We start from the raw sequence: 17,746 nt of genomic DNA on the forward strand, positions 1-17,746 counted from the left end.
GCCGTCGTACCGCAGTCGCTGCTCAGTACTGCTGCTGCTCAGGCGAGCAGGCTCGGCTTGAGGTCCTTCAGACGGCCCAGCAGGCCGTTGATGAACGACGGGGAGTCGTCCGTGGACAGGGTCCTGGCCAGGCTCACGGCCTCGCTGACCGCGACGCTGTCCGGGACGTCCTCGTTGTAGAGCAGCTCCCAGGTCCCGATGCGCAGGATGATCCGGTCCACGTTCGGCATGCGGTCCAGCGTCCATCCCTGGGAGTAGGTGGTGAGGAACTCGTCGATGGTGGACTGCAGGGCGGTCACGCCTTCGACCACCTCGACGGTGTACGCGTTGATCGTCTGTTCCGTGTGCAGGCGGCGTTCCTGGATGACCGAGTACGGCGTGACCGCGCGCTGCTCGGCTTCGAAGAGGATGTCGAGGGCCCGGTTCCGGGCCTTGCCACGGGCACTCACTAGTCGGTGACCCGGCCCAGGTAGCTGCCGTCGCGGGTGTCGACCTTGACGCGGGTGCCCTGCTCCAGGAAGAGCGGGACCTGGATCTCGTAGCCCGTCTCCACGGTGGCCGGCTTGGTGCCGGCGGAGGAGCGGTCGCCCTGCAGGCCCGGCTCGGTGTAGGTGATCTCGAGGACGACGCTGGCCGGCATCTCGAGGTACAGGGGGGCGCCGTCGTGCATGGCGATGATGACCTGCTGGTTCTCCAGCATGAAGTTCTTGGCATCGCCCACGACCTCGGGGGTCACGGTCAGCTGGTCGTAGTCCTGCACGTCCATGAAGACGTAGTCCACGCCGTCCTGGTACAGGAAGGTGTAGTCGCGGCGGTCCACGGTGGCGGTCTCGATCTTGAGGCCGGCGTTGAACGTCTTGTCCACGACCTTGCCGGAGAGGATGTTGCGCAGCTTGGTGCGGACGAACGCGCCGCCCTTGCCCGGCTTCACGTGCTGGAACTCGATGACGTTCCAGAGGTTGCCCTCCAGCTTGAGGACCGTGCCGTTCTTGATGTCGTTCGTGGTTGCCACTGCAGCCTCTTTCGCGATGCCAGCCGGGCGTCCGGGGACGCGCCAGCCCTGTAATTGTCAAAAAACCGTTAACCAGTCTACCGCGTCGGAGAAGGTGCCTCTCTCAGGCGCGGGTGCCGGACTGTTCCGCGGCGAGGCGCGCCTGCTGCAGGGCCACCGTGGACGAGTAGATCAGTGCGGGGCTGGCATGCGCGGCGACCCGCAGTTCCAGGGCTTGCCGGAACGCGTCGATGCTGCGGCTGAACTCGCCCGAGCCGTAATAGGTGTTGCCCAGGTGCTGGAGGATCTCCGCCTCGTGGCTGCTGCCCCGGTAGCGCGTCAGCAGCTTGCGCAGACGCTCGAAGGCGGCTTCGAGCCGGCCCCGGGTGAACAGGATCTCCGTGTCCAGCAGGAGCAGCTCGTACGACTCCGGATCAACCATCCGTGCCTCAGTCAAGAGCTCGGCGGCCTCGGTGCTCCTCCCCCGGGCCATGAGCACGAAGACCTCGGCCCACGGGCGGGGGTCCTGGGCGAGGGCGGCGTCCACCGCGTCCTCGTCCACGACCTCGCTGCGACGCGTCACGGGATTGACCTTGATGCCAGGGAAGCCGGACTCAGGCCACTCCGAGCTGTCCACGCCCGTGTCCGCGTCACTCATGCGTCAGCGACCTCCTGATAGGCGGCGAAGAGCAGTGAGGTGTCCGGTACCTCCAGCACACCCGGCTTGCCGATGCCGTCCAGGACCACGAAGCGCAGCAGGTCACCGCGGGACTTCTTGTCCCGGCGCATCCCGTCCAGCAGGGCGGCCCAGCGGTCGTTGCGGTAGCTGGTGGGCAGGCCGAAGCTCTCCAGGATGCTCCGGTGGCGGTCGGCGTCCGCATCGCTCAGGCGCCCCACGCTGCGGGCGAGCTCCGCCGCGAAGACCATGCCCACGGAGATCGCCGCACCGTGGCGCCAGGAGTAGCGCTCGGCCAGCTCGATCGCGTGTCCCAGAGTGTGCCCGTAGTTGAGGATCTCCCGCAGACCGGATTCCTTGAGGTCCTCGGAGACGACCTTGGCCTTGACCGCGATGGATCGTTCGATCAGCTCTCGCAGGACCGGGGACTCCGGGTCCAGGACGGCCTGGCCGTGCTCCTCCACCAGATCCAGGATCTTGGTGTCAGCGATGAAGCCGCACTTGATGACCTCGGCCAGGCCGGAGACCAGTTCGTTCTTCGGCAGGGTCTTCAGGGTGTCCAGATCGGCCAGCACGGCGGCCGGCGGATGGAAGGCGCCCACCAGGTTCTTGCCTTCGGCGGTGTTGATGCCGGTTTTGCCTCCCACGGCGGCGTCGACCATGCCGAGCACGCTGGTGGGCAGGTGGATGACCTTGACACCGCGGAGCCAGGTCGCGGCCACGAATCCGCCCAGATCGCTCACGGCCCCGCCGCCGACGGTCACGACGGCGTCGCTACGGGTGAAGTCGTTCTGCCCCAGGACCTGCCAGCAGAAGGCGGCCACCTGGATGTGCTTGCCCTCTTCCGCGTCGGGGATCTCCGCCGTGACGGCGGTGAAGCCGGCGGACTCGAGTTCCTCGCGTACGGCGTCGCCGGTCAGACGCAGCGCACGCGGGTGCACCACGAGCACGCGCTTGACGCGCTCGCCCAGCCGGGCCGGGAGCTGTGCCAGGAGCCCACGCCCGACGACGACGTCGTAGTTGTCCTCCGGCCGGGAGCCGGTGACCTTGATGATCGTGTCCGTCTGAGTCATGCTCTGCCGTCCTTTGCTGTGATTCCGGGGAGGTCCAGGGCCCTGGCGATCTCCAGGGCGAAGTCCTCCGGACTGCCGTGCCGCACGTCGACGGTCAGCTGCGCCACCGACTCGTAGAGCGGCCGGCGCTGGTCGAAGAGGGCCAGCCAGCGCTCCGCAGCGTCGCCGGCCAGCATGGGCCGTCCCGTGTCCCGGGCGATACGCGGAAGAACGGTGGCCAGATCGGCTTCGAGGTACACCACGTGACACCGCGAGATCACCTCACGGGACGTGGCGCTGCCGAGGGAGCCCCCGCCGAGCGAGATGATCCGCGGCGCTTCAGGGTGACTCACGGTCAGCTGGCCGGAGATGGCCCGGGCCACGATCTCCGCCTCGAGCTCACGGAAGGAGTCCTCTCCGTGCTTCGCGAAGTAGTCGGCGATGGCGCCGTTCTCCCGCACGAAGACCTCGTCGGAGTCGAGATACTCGCCGTGCAGGAGGGCCGCGAGGGCCTGACCGACGGCGCTCTTCCCGGCAGCCATGGGACCGATCAGGACGATGGGCCTGCTGTCTTCTGCCTTCTCACCAGGCATGGTGGGGGTCTCCCTGTGTTGTCAGTTGCCGGACGAGCTGAGCTCGTCCGGGATGGCTGCGAGGTAGTTCCGGAGGTTGCGTTCGGTCTCCGCGACGGAGTCGCCTCCGAACTTCTCCAGGACGGCCTCGGCCAGGACCAGTGCGACCATGGCCTCCGCGACCACGCCGGCCGCGGGGACGGCACAGACGTCGGAACGCTGGTGGTGGGCCTTGGCCGCTTCGCCGGTGGTGACGTCGATGGTCTGCAGTGCCCGCGGCACGGTCGCGATCGGCTTCATGGCGGCGCGGACACGCAGCACGGTGCCGATGCTCATGCCGCCCTCGATGCCTCCGGCACGGTTGCTCACGCGGATCACGTCCCCGTTGGCGTCCTTGACCATCTCGTCGTGCGCGGCGGAACCGCGGCGGGCCGCGGTGGCGAAACCGTCACCGACCTCCACGCCCTTGATCGCCTGGATGCCCATCAGGGCGGAAGCGAGGCGCGCGTCGAGGCGGCGGTCCCAGTGCACGTAGCTGCCCAGTCCCGGCGGAAGGCCGTAGGCGAGGACCTCGACGACGCCGCCGAGGGTTTCGCCCTCCTTGTGGGCGGCGTCGACCTCCGCCACCATGGCATCCGAGGTGGCGCGGTCGAAGCACCGCAGCGGATCGGCGTCCAGGGCGATCAGATCCGTGGGCCTGGGCAGAGCGGTGCCGTCCGGGACGGCCACGGTGCCGACGGCCGTGGTGTGGCTGATGAGCTCGATGCCGAGCTGGCGCAGGAACTTCGCGGCGACGGTGCCGAGCGCCACGCGGGTGGCCGTCTCCCGGGCGCTGGCGCGCTCCAGGACAGGACGGGCTTCGGCGAAGCCGTACTTCTGCATGCCGGTGAAATCGGCGTGGCCCGGGCGCGGCCGGGTCAGGGGCGCATTGCGCGCAGAGGTGGCGAGCTCCTCCGGATCCACCGGATCGGAGGACATGACGCGCTCCCACTTGGGCCATTCGGTGTTGCCGACCTGGATGGCCACGGGGCCGCCCTGGGTGAGGCCATGGCGGACACCGCCGATGATGGTGACCTCGTCCTGCTCGAACTTCATGCGCGCGCCACGGCCGTAGCCCAGGCGGCGACGGGCGAGGGCGTCACGGACGTCCTCGCTGTTCAGCTCGACGCCTGCGGGGACGCCTTCAACGATCCCGACCAGCGAGGGGCCATGGGATTCACCAGCGGTTAACCAACGAAACATAGGTCCAATCCTGCCATGTCCGTGCCCGCTCACCCGCGTCGGGGGGCGTTCACTGCGTCACACATCGCGTCGATGACGCGTCCGGCGGCCTCGGGGCCGGTTCCCGTGAAGAGCAGCACCTGCTCCACGGCTTGGTAGAGCAGCATCTCCAGCCCGGGGACCACCACACCGCCACGGGCGCTCCAGGCGGAGGCGAGGGCGCTGGGCCACGGATCGTAGGCCACATCGAGCAGGACACGCTCCCCCGTCTCCGCTCCCGGCGCCAGGCCGGCCGCGAGGGGATCGGCCGCGCGGGGCGGCAGCGTGGAGATCACGACGTCGAAACCGGGCAGTTGCTCCGCCGCGCCGTCGTAGGCCCGCACGTCGAGGTTCACGCCGCTGGCGCCGGCCGCCTTCCGTGCCTCCGCGATACGCGCAGGATCACGGACGAAGAGGGTGACGGCGTCGTGCCCCAGGCGTGCCAGCGCGGCGATGGCCGCGGTGGACGTCCCTCCCCCGCCCAGGATTGCCGGACGCGTGCCGACCTTCAGATCCGAGACATCCGCACCGTGCAGACTGGACATGCCGGAGGCGTGGCGAAGCGCGTTGACGATGCCCATGACGTCGGTGTTGTGACCCCTCAGGTGCGGGCCATCGGCTCCCGGGGTGAACGTCACCGTGTTCAGCACGCCCAGGTCGGTCGCGGCGACCGTGTGTTCGTCGACAAGCCCCATCATCGCCTTCTTGAGCGGCATGGTGACGGACAGCCCGCACCAGGACGGGTCCTGCCGGACGCGCCGCATGAAGGAGGCGAGCTCCGGTTCGTCCACGTCGATGGCCGTGTACTCGGCGTCGAAGCCGAGGGCGCGGTAGGCGGCCGCATGCAGCAACGGCGACTTGGAATGGGAGATCGGATGTCCCAGGACGGCGGCGCGGCGGCTCATTGGCAACGTCCCGCATTGGCCGAGCACCACTGCTGGTACAGGGCGACGTTCTTGTTGTGCTCCTCGAGGGTCGCCGCGAAGCGGGTCTCCCCCGTGTCCAGGTTGATGGTCACCCAGTACAGGTAGTCCGAGGCCTTCGGGTGGGCTGCCCCGTCGATCGCCAGCTTGCCCGGCGAACCGATCGGACCCACCGGCAGGCCCTGGTTGGCGTAGGTGTTGTACGGGTTGCTCTTGTCCGCCTTCTCCGCGGCGGTCAGCTCGTAGCTCTTGCGGCCCAGGCCGTACGTCACGGTGGCGTCCGACTGGATGTAACCGAGGGTCTGTGCATTGGGCTGAAGACGGTTCATGATGGCGCCGGCCACGGTCGGGTAGTCGGCTCGGCCCGCTTCGGCCTGCACGATCGAGGCGATCGTGAGGATCCGGTACTGCTGGTCCGGGTCCGTGATCCCCTGGCCCTTGAGCTCGTCCTGGGTCGCCTTGACCAGTCCGGCCAGCACGTCCTTGGCGCTGGCCCCGACCGGGAAACGGTACTCACCCGGGAAGAGATAGCCTTCCAGGTTCTTCGCTTTGGCGGAGACCCCGAACTGCGCAGGCTTGTCGCTGAGTGCCTGCAGGTCCTCCACCTTGAGCCCTGTGCCCTTGGCGATGGCATCGAGGGACTCACCGATCCGCAAGCCCGCGGAGAGCGGCACATAGGAAACCTTGTCGCTGCCACTCGCGGCGAAGACCGCCACGGCGTCGGACGAGCGCATCTCCTTGCGGAAGGTGTACGTCCCGGGAGACAGTGTGATCCCGGCGGCGGAGAAGGCCCGGGTGAACGTTCCGGCGTCGGCCACGATTCCGTCGTCCTTGAGCGTGTTGGCGACCTGGGTGAGGGAGGACCCGTCCTGCACCTGCACGGACACCGATCCCTGGCCCGGCCCCGGGTAATCGGTCACCAGATTCCAGCCGAGGAGCGGCCCGACGAACTGGGCCGCCGCGAATCCGCCTCCACCGACGAGTACGAGAGAGAGCAGGACCGCCACCCAGCCGCGCACCCGGCGGTGCCGTCCGTGGCTCGTGGTCTCCTCCTGGAACGCCGTCCGGAAAGGCTCGGCGGCGGCATGGGCCTGCTCCGGCCCTTCGGCGAACGGGAAGGCGTGTCCGGGGCCTTCGGCGTGGGTCTCATGCGCAGTGCCGGTCTCATGCGCAGGGTCCTGGACCGGCTCCACCACGGGAACGACGACGGTGGGCTGGCTCACAGGCTTGGTCTCGCCCCGCTGGAGCGGGTGGGCGCTCCCCCGGTGGCCATGCGCCAGCGCATGCAGCCGGCCGGTTTCAGGCTCCGGGTAGAAATGCTGTGCGTGCGCGGTGGCGGGGACCGGCGCGATGCGGGAGGTCATCGGCTCCGGCTCACGCGCAGAGGTACCGGCAGCCGGAGGCTCGGCTTCCGGCTCCACCAGTCGCGCGGCAGGCTGGGCCTGTGCAGGTTCCGGTGCCGGCGTCGGAGCCTCCTCGGGGGTGGTGAGGTCGTCGTCGTCATCGTCGTCGGTCAGGGGGAACCGCTCGATCACGTCACGGCGCCGCGGGAGTTCCGCGAGCTCCTGGTCGAACGGCGCCGCGGATCCGTCCGTTTCGGCTCGTTCGGACCGTATCCGCTCCAGTGCACGCAATTCACGGCGCGTCAAGGGCATGCCGCCGGCCCCGTTGTCGTGAGTGCTCACGTCTGGTCGCCTCCATCACTTGCGTCACCGGACGCAGAACGGCCGCTCACGGGCACGCCAACCGCGGCTCCGTGACGTTTCTGCATGTCAAGGGCCTGTTGAAGAATGTTCACAGCCGCCACCTGATCCACGATTTTACGGTGTTCACGGCCGTCGACTCCAGCTTCACGCAGACTCCGGTGGGCCGCGACCGTCGTCAGGCGCTCGTCCAACAGGGATACCGTGCAGAGGCTCCCCTCCTGCGCGAGCCGGTCCGCCAGCAGCACGGCGTACTCCTCGGCCATGCGGGTGGACGCGCTCTCGCCGCCACTCATGGTGCGCGGCAGCCCGACGAACACCCAGCGCACCTGACGTTCCCGGATCTGCTTGAGCAGAACCGAGACGTCGGAGTTCTTCTTGGCGTCGCGCTGCAGGGTCTTGAACGGGGTCGCGAGGATGCCGTCGGGGTCGCTCAGAGCGACCCCGACCCGGGCGCGCCCCACGTCGACACCCAGCCGGACGCCGCGCTGCGGCTCCGGCTGGATGCCGGCTTCCTGAAACTCCACGCGGCCCTAGCGGGTGCGAACGGCGTCGACGACGGCGGTCAGGGCCGCGGGGACCTTGGCGGGGTCGGTGCCGCCGCCCTGGGCGATGTCGTCCTTGCCGCCGCCACCGCCACCGAGAATGCCTGCGGCAAGACGCACCAGCGCGCCGGCCTTGACGCCTTCGCCCCGAGCGGCGTCGTTCGCGGCGACCAGGATCACCGGGCGCCCGCCGGACGCACCGGCGACGGCCACGACGGCGGCCTCGGAGCCGAGGCGGCCACGCAGGTCGAGCGCGAGAGAACGGAGGTCGTCCGCTCCGCCCACCTGGCCGGCGTCGTGCGCGATGATGCGCACGCCGGCGGCGTCCTGTGCGGAGGCCAACATGGTGGCGGCCTGAGCGGCGAGCTGCTCCTTGCGGAGCTTCTCCAGTTCCTTCTCCAGGGACTTCAGCTTGCCCAGAGTGGATCCGATGCGCTCGGTGAGCTGGTGCGACGGCACCTTGAACATCTCGCTGAGCTCCGTGACCAGGGCGCGTTCGGCGGCGAACTGACGGAAGGCATCCATGCCCACGAGGGCCTCCACGCGGCGGTTGCCGGAACCGACGGACTGCTCGCCGAGCAGGTTCAGAGTGCCGATCCGGGAGGTGCTGGCGACATGGGTGCCGCCGCAGAGCTCACGCGACCAGGCGCCGTCGATCTCCACGACGCGCACTTCGCTGCCGTAGTTCTCGCCGAACAGGGCCATGGCGCCCAGCGCCCTCGCGTCGTCGAGCTTCATGACCTTGGTGTCCACCTGGAAGTTGCTGCGGATGGCCAGGTTGGCGACTTCCTCGATCTCGCTCTTGGTGGCGTTGGACAGCTGCTCGCCCCAGGCGAAGTCGAAGCGCAGGTAGCCGGCCTTGTTGAAGGAGCCGCGCTGGGTGGCCTCCCGGCCCAGGAGCTGCCGCAGAGCGGCATGCACCAGGTGCGTGGCGGTGTGAGCCTGCTCGCCGGCGTGACGACGTTCGGCGTCCACGGTGGCACGGACCAGGGCGTCCGAGGAGATCTCGCCTTCGCGGACCACTGCCTTGTGCACGGACAGGCCCTTCACGGGACGCTGGACGTCCAGGACCTCCACCACGAAGCCGTCACCGGTGATGAGGCCCGTGTCGGCGGCCTGGCCGCCGGCCTCGGCGTAGAACGGGGTCTCGGCGAGAACCAGCTCGATCTCATCACCCGTGGAGGCATGGCCGGCCAGGGCGCCGTTGCTGAGCAGGGCGCGGACGCGGGACTCGCTCTCCAGCTCGTCATAGCCGGTGAACACCGTCTCGCCCTGGCCCAGGAGCTCACGGAAGACGGTGAGGTCGGCGTGGCCTCCCTTCTTCGCCTTCGCGTCGGCCTGGGCGCGCTGGCGCTGCTCCTGCATGAGGGAGCGGAAGGTGGCCTCGTCGACGGCGACGCCGGCCTCCTCGGCCATCTCCAGGGTCAGGTCGATCGGGAAGCCGTAGGTGTCGTGCAGGGTGAAGGCGTCCTCACCGGAGAGCTCGGAGCCGCCGGCCTTGGCCAGAACCACGGCCTCGTCGAGGCGCGCGGTGCCGGCTGCGATGGTGCGCAGGAACGCCCGCTCCTCCGCGTAGGCGATACGGGAGATCCGGTCGAACTCGAGCTCCACGGCCGGGTAGACGCCCTTCATGGCGTCGCGGGAGGCCGGAAGCAGCTCGGGCAGGCAGGCCTGCTCCACGCCGAGGAGGCGCATGGAGCGCACGGCGCGGCGGATGAGGCGGCGCAGCACGTAGCCGCGGCCCTCGTTGGAGGGGGTGACGCCGTCGGCGATCAGCATGAGGGCGCTGCGCACGTGGTCGGCGACCACACGCATGCGGACGTCGTCCACGTGGTGGGGGTCGTCGGCGCTCTCGGCGGAGGTGTACTCCTTGCCGGAGAGCAAGGCGGCCTTGTCGATGACGGGACGGACCTGGTCCGTCTCGTACATGTTCTCCACGCCCTGCAGGATCATGGCCAGGCGCTCCATGCCGAGGCCCGTGTCGATGTTCTTCTTGGGCAGCTCGCCCACGATGTCGAACTCGACCTTCGACTTCACGTTCTCGATCTGGTACTGCATGAACACCAGGTTCCAGATCTCCACGTAGCGGTTGTCGTCCGCGGCGGGACCGCCCTCGATGCCGTAGGCAGGACCGCGGTCGTAGTAAATCTCCGAGCAGGGGCCTGCAGGGCCCGGCTGGCCGGTGGACCAGTAGTTGTCGCTCTTGCCCATGCGCTGGATGCGCTCGGCAGGGATGGCCGTGTTCTTCAGCCAGAGATCGCGGGCCTCGTCGTCCTCTTCGTAGACGGTCACCCAGAGCTTCTCCACGGGCAGCCCGTAGCCGCCGTTCTCCACCCCGGTGGTGAGCAGCTCGAAGGCGAACTTGATGGCGTCTTCCTTGAAGTAGTCGCCGAAGGAGAAGTTGCCGCACATCTGGAAGAACGTGCCGTGGCGCGCGGTCTTGCCGACCTCTTCGATGTCGCCGGTGCGAATGCACTTCTGCACGCTCGTGGCGCGGCTGTACGGCGGGGTCTCACGCGCGGTCAGGTACGGGATGAAGGGCACCATTCCGGCCACGGTGAACAGCAGGCTGGGGTCACTGGACACCAACGAGGCGGACGGCACGGCGGTGTGGCCCTTGCTGACGAAAAAGTCCACCCAGCGCTTGGTGATTTCCTGCGACTTCATGAGGAAGTGTTGTCCCTTCGGCGTTTCCGGCCGGTGCCCTCAGGTTCAGATCGCTCCGAGGTTCACCTGGCCAGGTGATGCATACAGGCGGACGTCGCGTCCGCCGCGTTCAATTGTGCCTTCCCGGGTGCCGGGAGGCTAATCAGCAGGACCCGCCGCGCGCCGTCGTCGTGGCTGGACGACGACGGCGTGTGGCGGGCCAGAGGTGAGTGCTCAGCGCTGCCTGTCGTCCAGGGCGAGAGCGGCGCGGAGCTCGTCTTCGCGCTCTCTCATGCCGTCCCTGACCTGGTCGGCGAAGTGATAGACGCTGTCGGCCAGGCGCCCGACGGCACGGTTGAGGCCTTCGGGCCCGATGGCGCCCTTCGCCTCATTGACCTTGCGGAACACCACGACGCCGATGGCCGCGCCGACGGAGAGCCAGAGGATCCTTTTCATGTGCTGTCCTTCCTAGCGGCTGCGGCGGCCGGCCGGGCGCTGGGCACCGTTGCGGCGGGCGGAGAGGGCGGAGCGGACACCGTAGCTGAACGAGGCCACCTTGATGAGGGGGCTGCCGACGGTGGCGGAGACGAGCGAGGACAGGGCCGAGAGGTTCGCGGTGGCATCGGCCACGTTGTTGGAGATCCCATCCACCTTCTTCAGCTGCTCGTTGGTGGTGGAGACGGTGGCCGTCACCTCCGTCATCAGCGGCTGAGCGCCGTCGCTCAGGTCCTTGATGGAATTGCGGACCTCGTCCAGGACCTTGCCGAGCTTCAGGATCGGCACTGCGAGGAAGAGGACCAGAAGGAGGAAGACCCCGGCCGCGATCAGGCCGGCGATGTCACCGCCGCTCATCTATTGCTCCTTAGCTGTCATCGGATGCGCTCGTTCTACCTTATCGCCGGAATCCGGACGCCTCCTGTCAGGAGGCAAAAAGAAGGAGCCCGCGGCATGTGCCACGGGCTCCTTCCAGCTGCTCTTAGCGAGCGTAGAATTCCACGACGAGCTGCTCTTCGCAGGTCACGGGAACCTCAGTGCGCTTCGGGCGACGCACCAGGCGTGCCTGAAGGGCCTCGAGCTTGACGTCCAGGTAGGCCGGGACAGCCGGCAGGACATCGCGGTGGGCACCGGCAGCGGCGAGCTGCAGCGGAACCATCGGGATGCTGCGCGGGTGCACGTGGATCAGCTGACCCTCTGCCACACGGAAGGACGGGCGGTCCACGCGGGCGCCGTCGACCATGATGTGGCGGTGCACCACGAGCTGGCGGGCCTGGGCGATGGTGCGGGCGAAGCCGGCACGCAGCACCAGGGCGTCCAGACGCATCTCCAGGAGCTCGACCAGGTTCTCACCGGTCAGGCCCTTGGTGCGGCGGGCTTCCTCGAAGACGCGGGTCATCTGCGCCTCACGGATGCCGTACTGAGCACGCAGACGCTGCTTTTCACGCAGACGCACAGCGTAGTCGGAGTCCTGCTTCTTGCGGGCGCGGCCATGCTCACCGGGGCCGTACGGACGGCGCTCCATGTACTTGGCGGCCTTGGGAGTCAGGGCGATGCCGAGGGACCGGGAAAGCCGGGCCTGACGGCGAGCACGAGTGCTGTTAGCCACTTGTGTCCTTCCGAGTATGCGGTTTTTGTTGTGTTAACTGGCCTCCCGTATGGAGAGCATCGGCAAACCGCGGCCTCTTGCTACTGGGCTCAGGCCGCACGCATCCACGACGGATCGCCTTATCAGAGACCATCCAGGTGGAAGGGGTGCGCCTGAACCTTGCCAGACGATCTACAAGTCTAGCACGGGGCGTCCCTCAGCCCTTGCCGCGGACGATCCCCCGTAGCCGCTCCAGCCGTGCACCGATCTCACGCTCCGCGCCATTGGCGGTCGGCTCGTAGTAGTCGCGCCCCACCAGGTCGTCCGGCGGGTACTGCTGTGGGGCGATCGAATGCGGAGCGTCATGGGCGTAGACGTATCCCTTGCCGTGCCCCAGTCCCTTGGCCCCCGGGTAGTGGGCGTCGCGCAGAGGCATCGGGATGTCCGTCCCGAGCCCGGCCCGAACGTCCGCGAGGGCCTTGTTGATGCCCATGTAGGCGGCGTTGGACTTCGGCGCGGTGGCCAGGTGGACCACCGCCTGGGCGAGGATGATGCGACCCTCCGGCATGCCGATGAGCTGCACCGCCTGCGCCGCGGCCACGGCGGTCTGCAGCGCGGTGGGATCGGCCATCCCGATGTCCTCGGACGCCGAGATGACGATCCGGCGTGCCAGGAAGCGGGGGTCCTCCCCCGCTTCGATCATCCGGGCCAGGTAGTGGAGTGCGGCATCCACATCGGAACCGCGGATCGACTTGATGAAAGCGCTGATGACGTCATAGTGCTGGTCGCCCTGACGGTCGTACCGCACCGAGGCCTTGTCGATGGCCTGTTCGGCCTGGGCCAGGCTCAGCTCCGGTATGCCGGATCCGTCGTGCTCTCCGAAGGCCACACCGGCCGCGGCCTCCAGGGACGTCAGCGCGCGCCGGGCGTCCCCGCCCGAGATGCGCACCAGATAGTCCAGGGCCTCGACGTCGACCGCGAGCTTCCCGCCGAGGCCCCGCTCGTCGTCGAGGGCCTTCTCCAGGAGCCCGCGGATATCGGCGTCCTCAAGGGGCTTGAGCGTGAGGAGGATGGAGCGCGAGAGCAGGGGCGAGACCACGGAGAACGACGGGTTCTCCGTGGTGGCCGCCACCAGGATGACCCAGCGGTTCTCCACCCCCGGCAGGAGGGCGTCCTGCTGCGCTTTGTTGAAGCGGTGGATCTCATCCAGGAACAGCACGGTGCTCTGCCGGTGCAGATCGCGCCGTTGCAGGGCTTCGTCCATGACACGCCTGACGTCCTTCACTCCTGCCGTGATGGCGGAGAGTTCCACGAACTTCCGCCCCGGCGCGTTGGCGATCACATGGGCCAGGGTGGTCTTCCCGGTTCCGGGCGGTCCCCACAGGATGAGGCTCGACGGGCCCACGGGCGAAGGCTCGCCCCCGGATTCGGCCAAGGTGCGCAGGGGCTGTCCGGGGCGGAGGAGGTGCTGCTGTCCGACGACGTCGTCCACGGTGCGCGGCCGCATGCGGACGGCGAGGGGCGCCGCAGCATGGGTGCGTGTGCCGTTCTCCGGAGAGTCCCCCGGCTCGTCCTGGGAAAAGAGATCAGCCATGCGTTCCAGCGTAGTGGGCGAGGGGACCCCGGACGAGCTTGCGAGTTCGGGGAGCCCGCTGGGCGGTAGTTCAGCAGCCCGTGGGGCCGCGCGTGAGAGGCGCGCTCCGGTACCAGTACTCGCCGGCGGGGCGGAACCCGGCCTCCCGGTACAGCGCCTGTGCTCCGGAGTTGGAGCGGGTGACGCTCAGCCAGAAGCCCGTCACCTCCGGATCCGCCCCCAGCAGCGTGCCGAGCAGTGCCCGCGCGTGTCCGCACCTCCGTTGCGCCTCGCGCGTGGCCATGCCGTAGATCCCGGCGAAGGCGCCCACCCGGATCGACTGCCCGACGGCGGCGACCTCGCCGGCGTCGTCGCGCATCAGGGCGTAGTGTGAGTCGCCCTTCTCCAGGATGGCACGCGCCGTCGCGGCCGCTTCCGGCCTGCCGTGACCGCTGGTCAGCCACCAGGCGTCGAACCACTCCTGCGTCAGAACCGGGCTCACCTCGACCGCCGAGGACGCCACAGGGGCGCCGGAGCCGTCCCGGACCATCAGCACGGTGGGCGTCTGCACCCGGTAGCCGAGCGCCTCCAGACGGGCGTCCAGCGCTGCATCCGCCGGATCCGAAGTCAGCTGGAACAGTGCGGGCAGGCGCCGGGCGCGGTACCAGGACTCGGCCTCCCGGATGGCGGCGTCCAGATCCTCCACGGCCGCGTACGGCCACACGGAATTGGCCCGTTGGGTCACCCCGTCCGCGGCGCGCAGCAGCCAGCTGCCGGTGTCGGACGTCGTCAGGCCCGGCCATGCTGCATTCTGCAGCGCGGCCAGGCCTGTGACGGTGGTCAGATCAGACACGACTCAGCTCAGACACGGACCGGTCAGACGGCGACGGCCTCGCCGCCGTCCTCCGGCTTGACGGCCTTGGGCGCCGGCTTGAAGTCCACACCGGCCTCCTTGCGCTGCTGCGGCGTGATGGGGCCCGGGGCACTGGTCAGCGGGTCGAAACCGCCACCGGACTTCGGGAAGGCGATGACGTCGCGGATCGACTCGGCTCCGGCCAGGAAGGAGACCACGCGGTCCCAGCCCAGGGCGATACCGCCGTGGGGCGGGGCACCGAACTTGAAGCCTTCCAGCAGGAAGCCGAACTTGCTCTCCGCCTCCTCCTTGTCCAGGCCCATGAGCGCGAATACGCGCTCCTGCACATCGCGCTGGTGGATACGGATGGAACCGCCACCGAGCTCGCTGCCGTTGCAGACGATGTCGTAGGCGTAGGACAGCGCCGACTCCGGGTCGGTGTCGAAGGTGTCCATGAACTCGGGGCGCGGCGACGTGAAGGCGTGGTGCACGGCGGTCCACTTGCCTGCGCCCACGGCCACGTCACCGGAGGCGACGGCCTGAGCAGCAGGCTCGAACATGGGCGCGTCCACGACCCACACGAACGCCCACTCGCCGTCCTGGATCAGGCCGGTGCGGTGTCCGATCTCGACGCGCGCGGCGCCGAGGAGGGCCCGGGAGGCGGTCTTCTCGCCGGCGGCGAAGAAGATGCAGTCGCCGTTGGAGGCGCCGACGGCGGCCGCGAGGCCCTCGCGCTCGGCGTCGGTGAGGTTCTTGGCCACGGGGCCCGCCAGCTCGCCGTCGTCCTTGATCAGGACGTAGGCGAGGCCCTTGGCGCCGCGCTGCTTGGCCCACTCCTGCCAGGCGTCCAGCGTGCGGCGCGGCTGGGACGCTCCGCCCGGCATGACCACGGCACCGACGTACGGGGCCTTGAAGACACCGAAGTTGGTGTCCTTGAAGAACTCGGTGAGCTCGGTGAGCTCCTGGCCGAAGCGCAGGTCCGGCTTGTCGGAGCCGTACTTGGCCATGGCCTCGGCGTACGGCATGCGGCGGATCGGGGTGGGGATGTCCACGCCGATCAGCTTCCACAGGGCGACCACGAGCTTTTCGCCGAGGGCGATGATGTCGTCCTGGTCCACGAAGCTGGCCTCGATGTCCAGCTGGGTGAACTCCGGCTGGCGGTCGGCGCGGAAGTCCTCATCGCGGTAGCAGCGCGCGATCTGGTAGTACTTCTCGAAGCCGCCCACCTGCAGCAGCTGCTTGAACAGCTGGGGGGACTGCGGCAGGGCGTACCAGGAACCCGGGGCCAGGCGGGCCGGCACCAGGAAGTCGCGGGCGCCTTCCGGGGTGGAACGGGTCAGCGTGGGGGTCTCGATCTCCAGGAAGCCCTCGTGGTGCAGGACCTCGCGGGCCGTGCGGCTCGCCTCGGAGCGCAGGCGCAGATTGCGGGCCATGACCGGGCGGCGCATGTCCAGGTAACGGTGCTTGAGGCGGGCCTCCTCACCGACCTCCACGTGCTCGTCGATCTGGAACGGCAGGGGGTCGGAGGTGTTGAGGACGACGACGGTGTCCGCGATGACCTCGACCTCGCCGCTGGCGAGGGCCGGGTTCTCATTGCCTTCCGGGCGGCGCTCCACGGTGCCGGTGACCTGGAGGACGAACTCGTTGCGCAGGCCGTGGAACACTTCCTCCTCGCGCACGACCACCTGAGCCACGCCGGAGGCGTCACGCAGATCCACAAAGGCGACTCCGCCGTGATCACGGCGGCGGGCCACCCAGCCGGCCAGGGTGACGGTCTGTCCGATGTGCTCGGCCCGGAGGGAACCGAGGTCATGTGTGCGCAGCACAGCATTCCTTTCGTGGTACGGGAATCCCCGTGGGCGCAGGCTCGCGCTCCTCACGGGAAGACTCACAGGACCGGGGGTGCCCCGGTCCGACGTTGTCGAGTTTACCCGGCCCGCGGGCGCGGGCCGGGCTCAGGTGTTCAGACCTCCGCGGCGACGCGGGCGATGACCTGGGGCCGGAGGTCTTCCTCGGCAGGCGTCCAGACGGCCGGGTCCGCCGCCACCTGCTCACCGCTGCGGATGTCTTTGACCTGGTGCGCACCCTCGGCGTCCGTGAACCAGACGAACGGGATGCCGCGCCGGTCCGCGAACTTGATCTGCTTGCCGAACTTGTCCGCCTTGGCCGCGACCTCGGTGGAGATTCCGCGGGCGCGCAGCTGTGCTGCGACGTCCTGGGCCGCGGACCAGGAGTCCTCGTCGTTGAGCGTCACCAGGACGGCCGTGGGGACGCTGCGGCTGGCGGTGGCGAACTCCTGGGACAGGATGCGGGAGACCAGCCGGGTGACGCCGATGGACAGGCCCACGCCGGGGAATGTCTTGCTGCCCTTGCTGGCCAGGGACTCATAGCGGCCGCCGGAGCAGATGGAGCCGAGCTGCTCGTGGCCCACCAGGACGGTCTCCACGACGGTTCCGGTGTAGTAGTCCAGGCCGCGGGCGATGCTGAGGTCGGCCACCACCTTGCCCGGGGCGCGCGAGGACGCCGCCGCCACGACCTGCTCCAGCTCGGTCAGGCCCTCCTCCAGCAGCGGGTGCTCGACGCCGAGGGCGCGGACCTGCTCCACGAAGGAGGTGTCAGTGGTCTGAATCGTCGCGAGCTTCAGGGCAGCCTCGGCCTGCTCCTGCGTGGCTCCGAGTTCGGTGCGCAGCAGTTCCGCGACCTTCTCCGCGCCGATCTTCTCCAGCTTGTCGATGCTGCGCAGGACGCCGGCCGTGTCCTCCAGTCCGATGCCCCGGTAGAAGCCCTCGGAGAGTTTGCGGTTGTTCACCCGCAGGCGGAACTCTGGGATGGGCAGGGCGGAGAGCGCCTCCGCGATGACCAGCACGATCTCCACGTCATAGCGGAACGGCAGCTCGCCGTCGCCCACCACGTCGATGTCCGCCTGGGTGAACTCGCGCGCACGTCCCTCCTGGGGACGCTCACCGCGCCACACTTTCTGCATCTGGTAGCGCCGGAACGGGAACGCCAGGTAGCCGGCGTTCTCCACCACGTAACGGGCGAACGGCACGGTGAGGTCGAAGTGCAGAGCCAGCGCGTTCGGGTCCGACTTGGCCGCGGAGTCGTCATCGTCCTGGAGCCGGCTGAGGCCGTAGACCTCCTTGTCGATCTCGCCCTTGCGCAGCAGCTGGCCCACGGTCTCCACGGCACGGGTCTCGATGGAGCCGAAACCGTGCAGTTCGAAGACCCGGCGCAGCGTGTCCAGCACATGCTGCTCCACCACGCGCTCCTGGGGAAGCCACTCGGGGAATCCGGACAGGGATGCGGTGCGTGCCATGTGGTGAAACTCCTTTGACGTGCGGCTTGGCCGCCGGAGGGCAGTCTGCCGTGC

At 68.9% G+C, this 17,746-nt stretch carries 17 protein-coding genes; all 17 read right to left on the reverse strand.

Annotated elements, in window-relative coordinates:
• Positions 1–38: 38 nt before the first annotated feature.
• Positions 39–449: a transcription antitermination factor NusB gene (gene nusB, locus Q9R02_RS02665; protein WP_305995080.1), complete on the reverse strand. Its 411-nt coding sequence runs from the start codon at positions 447–449 to the stop codon at positions 39–41.
• On the reverse strand, positions 449–1,012 hold the full coding sequence (gene efp / locus Q9R02_RS02670; protein WP_305995082.1) for an elongation factor P: 564 nt from the start codon (positions 1,010–1,012) through the stop codon (positions 449–451). Before efp ends, nusB begins: the two co-directional genes overlap by 1 nt.
• 103 nt (positions 1,013–1,115) lie before the next feature.
• The gene (locus Q9R02_RS02675) at positions 1,116–1,649 is read right to left on the reverse strand and encodes a tetratricopeptide repeat protein (protein ID WP_305995083.1); all 534 of its coding nucleotides are present in this window, start codon (positions 1,647–1,649) and stop codon (positions 1,116–1,118) included.
• Positions 1,646–2,740 carry a 3-dehydroquinate synthase gene (gene aroB / locus Q9R02_RS02680; RefSeq protein WP_305995084.1) on the reverse strand — a complete coding sequence of 365 codons (1,095 nt, stop codon included), beginning with the start codon at positions 2,738–2,740 and terminating at the stop codon, positions 1,646–1,648. Before aroB ends, Q9R02_RS02675 begins: the two co-directional genes overlap by 4 nt.
• On the reverse strand, positions 2,737–3,312 hold the full coding sequence (locus Q9R02_RS02685) for a shikimate kinase (protein WP_305995085.1): 576 nt from the start codon (positions 3,310–3,312) through the stop codon (positions 2,737–2,739). Before Q9R02_RS02685 ends, aroB begins: the two co-directional genes overlap by 4 nt.
• A gap of 21 nt (positions 3,313–3,333) precedes the next feature.
• Positions 3,334–4,533, reverse strand: a complete 1,200-nt coding sequence (gene aroC / locus Q9R02_RS02690) for a chorismate synthase (RefSeq protein WP_305995086.1) — start codon at positions 4,531–4,533, stop codon at positions 3,334–3,336.
• 29 nt (positions 4,534–4,562) lie between these two features.
• A complete protein-coding gene (locus Q9R02_RS02695) occupies positions 4,563–5,456 on the reverse strand; it encodes a shikimate dehydrogenase (protein ID WP_305995087.1) in 894 nt (297 codons plus the stop codon).
• Positions 5,453–7,159 carry an endolytic transglycosylase MltG gene (gene mltG, locus Q9R02_RS02700; RefSeq protein ID WP_305995088.1) on the reverse strand — a complete coding sequence of 569 codons (1,707 nt, stop codon included), beginning with the start codon at positions 7,157–7,159 and terminating at the stop codon, positions 5,453–5,455. Before mltG ends, Q9R02_RS02695 begins: the two co-directional genes overlap by 4 nt.
• Entirely contained in the window at positions 7,156–7,704 is a 549-nt protein-coding gene (gene ruvX / locus Q9R02_RS02705) for a Holliday junction resolvase RuvX (protein WP_305995089.1), read from the reverse strand. Before ruvX ends, mltG begins: the two co-directional genes overlap by 4 nt.
• A gap of 6 nt (positions 7,705–7,710) precedes the next feature.
• Positions 7,711–10,389 carry an alanine--tRNA ligase gene (gene alaS, locus Q9R02_RS02710; protein ID WP_305995090.1) on the reverse strand — a complete coding sequence of 893 codons (2,679 nt, stop codon included), beginning with the start codon at positions 10,387–10,389 and terminating at the stop codon, positions 7,711–7,713.
• A gap of 213 nt (positions 10,390–10,602) precedes the next feature.
• A complete protein-coding gene (locus Q9R02_RS02715) occupies positions 10,603–10,824 on the reverse strand; it encodes a DUF6167 family protein (protein ID WP_305995091.1) in 222 nt (73 codons plus the stop codon).
• A 12-nt stretch (positions 10,825–10,836) separates the two neighbouring features.
• A complete protein-coding gene (locus Q9R02_RS02720; RefSeq protein ID WP_305995092.1) occupies positions 10,837–11,220 on the reverse strand; it encodes a DUF948 domain-containing protein in 384 nt (127 codons plus the stop codon).
• 124 nt (positions 11,221–11,344) lie between these two features.
• Positions 11,345–11,971, reverse strand: coding sequence for a 30S ribosomal protein S4 (gene rpsD / locus Q9R02_RS02725; protein WP_305995093.1), 627 nt, complete (start codon positions 11,969–11,971; stop codon positions 11,345–11,347).
• 196 nt (positions 11,972–12,167) lie between these two features.
• Positions 12,168–13,544: a replication-associated recombination protein A gene (locus Q9R02_RS02730; protein WP_305995094.1), complete on the reverse strand. Its 1,377-nt coding sequence runs from the start codon at positions 13,542–13,544 to the stop codon at positions 12,168–12,170.
• Between the two features lie 70 nt (positions 13,545–13,614).
• Positions 13,615–14,376, reverse strand: coding sequence for a GNAT family N-acetyltransferase (locus Q9R02_RS02735; protein WP_305995095.1), 762 nt, complete (start codon positions 14,374–14,376; stop codon positions 13,615–13,617).
• Between the two features lie 23 nt (positions 14,377–14,399).
• Entirely contained in the window at positions 14,400–16,202 is a 1,803-nt protein-coding gene (aspS, locus tag Q9R02_RS02740) for an aspartate--tRNA ligase (RefSeq protein ID WP_305995096.1), read from the reverse strand.
• Between the two features lie 137 nt (positions 16,203–16,339).
• Positions 16,340–17,692, reverse strand: a complete 1,353-nt coding sequence (hisS, locus tag Q9R02_RS02745) for a histidine--tRNA ligase (protein ID WP_305995097.1) — start codon at positions 17,690–17,692, stop codon at positions 16,340–16,342.
• Between the last annotated feature and the right edge of the window lie 54 nt (positions 17,693–17,746).

Origin of the sequence: Arthrobacter horti (assembly GCF_030731045.1) — a bacterium.
In the GTDB taxonomy this organism is placed as follows: domain Bacteria; phylum Actinomycetota; class Actinomycetes; order Actinomycetales; family Micrococcaceae; genus Arthrobacter_E; species Arthrobacter_E nanjingensis.

What these genes read in the sequence shown, in the direction of transcription:
- Q9R02_RS02675 (WP_305995083.1), bottom strand. Translation starts at nt 1,649, where the DNA reads ATGAGTGACGCGGACACGGGCGTGGACAGCTCGGAGTGGCCTGAGTCC.
- aroB (WP_305995084.1), bottom strand. Translation starts at nt 2,740, where the DNA reads ATGACTCAGACGGACACGATCATCAAGGTCACCGGCTCCCGGCCGGAG.
- Q9R02_RS02685 (WP_305995085.1), bottom strand. Translation starts at nt 3,312, where the DNA reads ATGCCTGGTGAGAAGGCAGAAGACAGCAGGCCCATCGTCCTGATCGGT.
- aroC (WP_305995086.1), bottom strand. Translation starts at nt 4,533, where the DNA reads ATGTTTCGTTGGTTAACCGCTGGTGAATCCCATGGCCCCTCGCTGGTC.
- Q9R02_RS02695 (WP_305995087.1), bottom strand. Translation starts at nt 5,456, where the DNA reads ATGAGCCGCCGCGCCGCCGTCCTGGGACATCCGATCTCCCATTCCAAG.
- alaS (WP_305995090.1), bottom strand. Translation starts at nt 10,389, where the DNA reads ATGAAGTCGCAGGAAATCACCAAGCGCTGGGTGGACTTTTTCGTCAGC.
- Q9R02_RS02715 (WP_305995091.1), bottom strand. Translation starts at nt 10,824, where the DNA reads ATGAAAAGGATCCTCTGGCTCTCCGTCGGCGCGGCCATCGGCGTCGTG.
- Q9R02_RS02720 (WP_305995092.1), bottom strand. Translation starts at nt 11,220, where the DNA reads ATGAGCGGCGGTGACATCGCCGGCCTGATCGCGGCCGGGGTCTTCCTC.
- Q9R02_RS02730 (WP_305995094.1), bottom strand. Translation starts at nt 13,544, where the DNA reads ATGGCTGATCTCTTTTCCCAGGACGAGCCGGGGGACTCTCCGGAGAAC.
- hisS (WP_305995097.1), bottom strand. Translation starts at nt 17,692, where the DNA reads ATGGCACGCACCGCATCCCTGTCCGGATTCCCCGAGTGGCTTCCCCAG.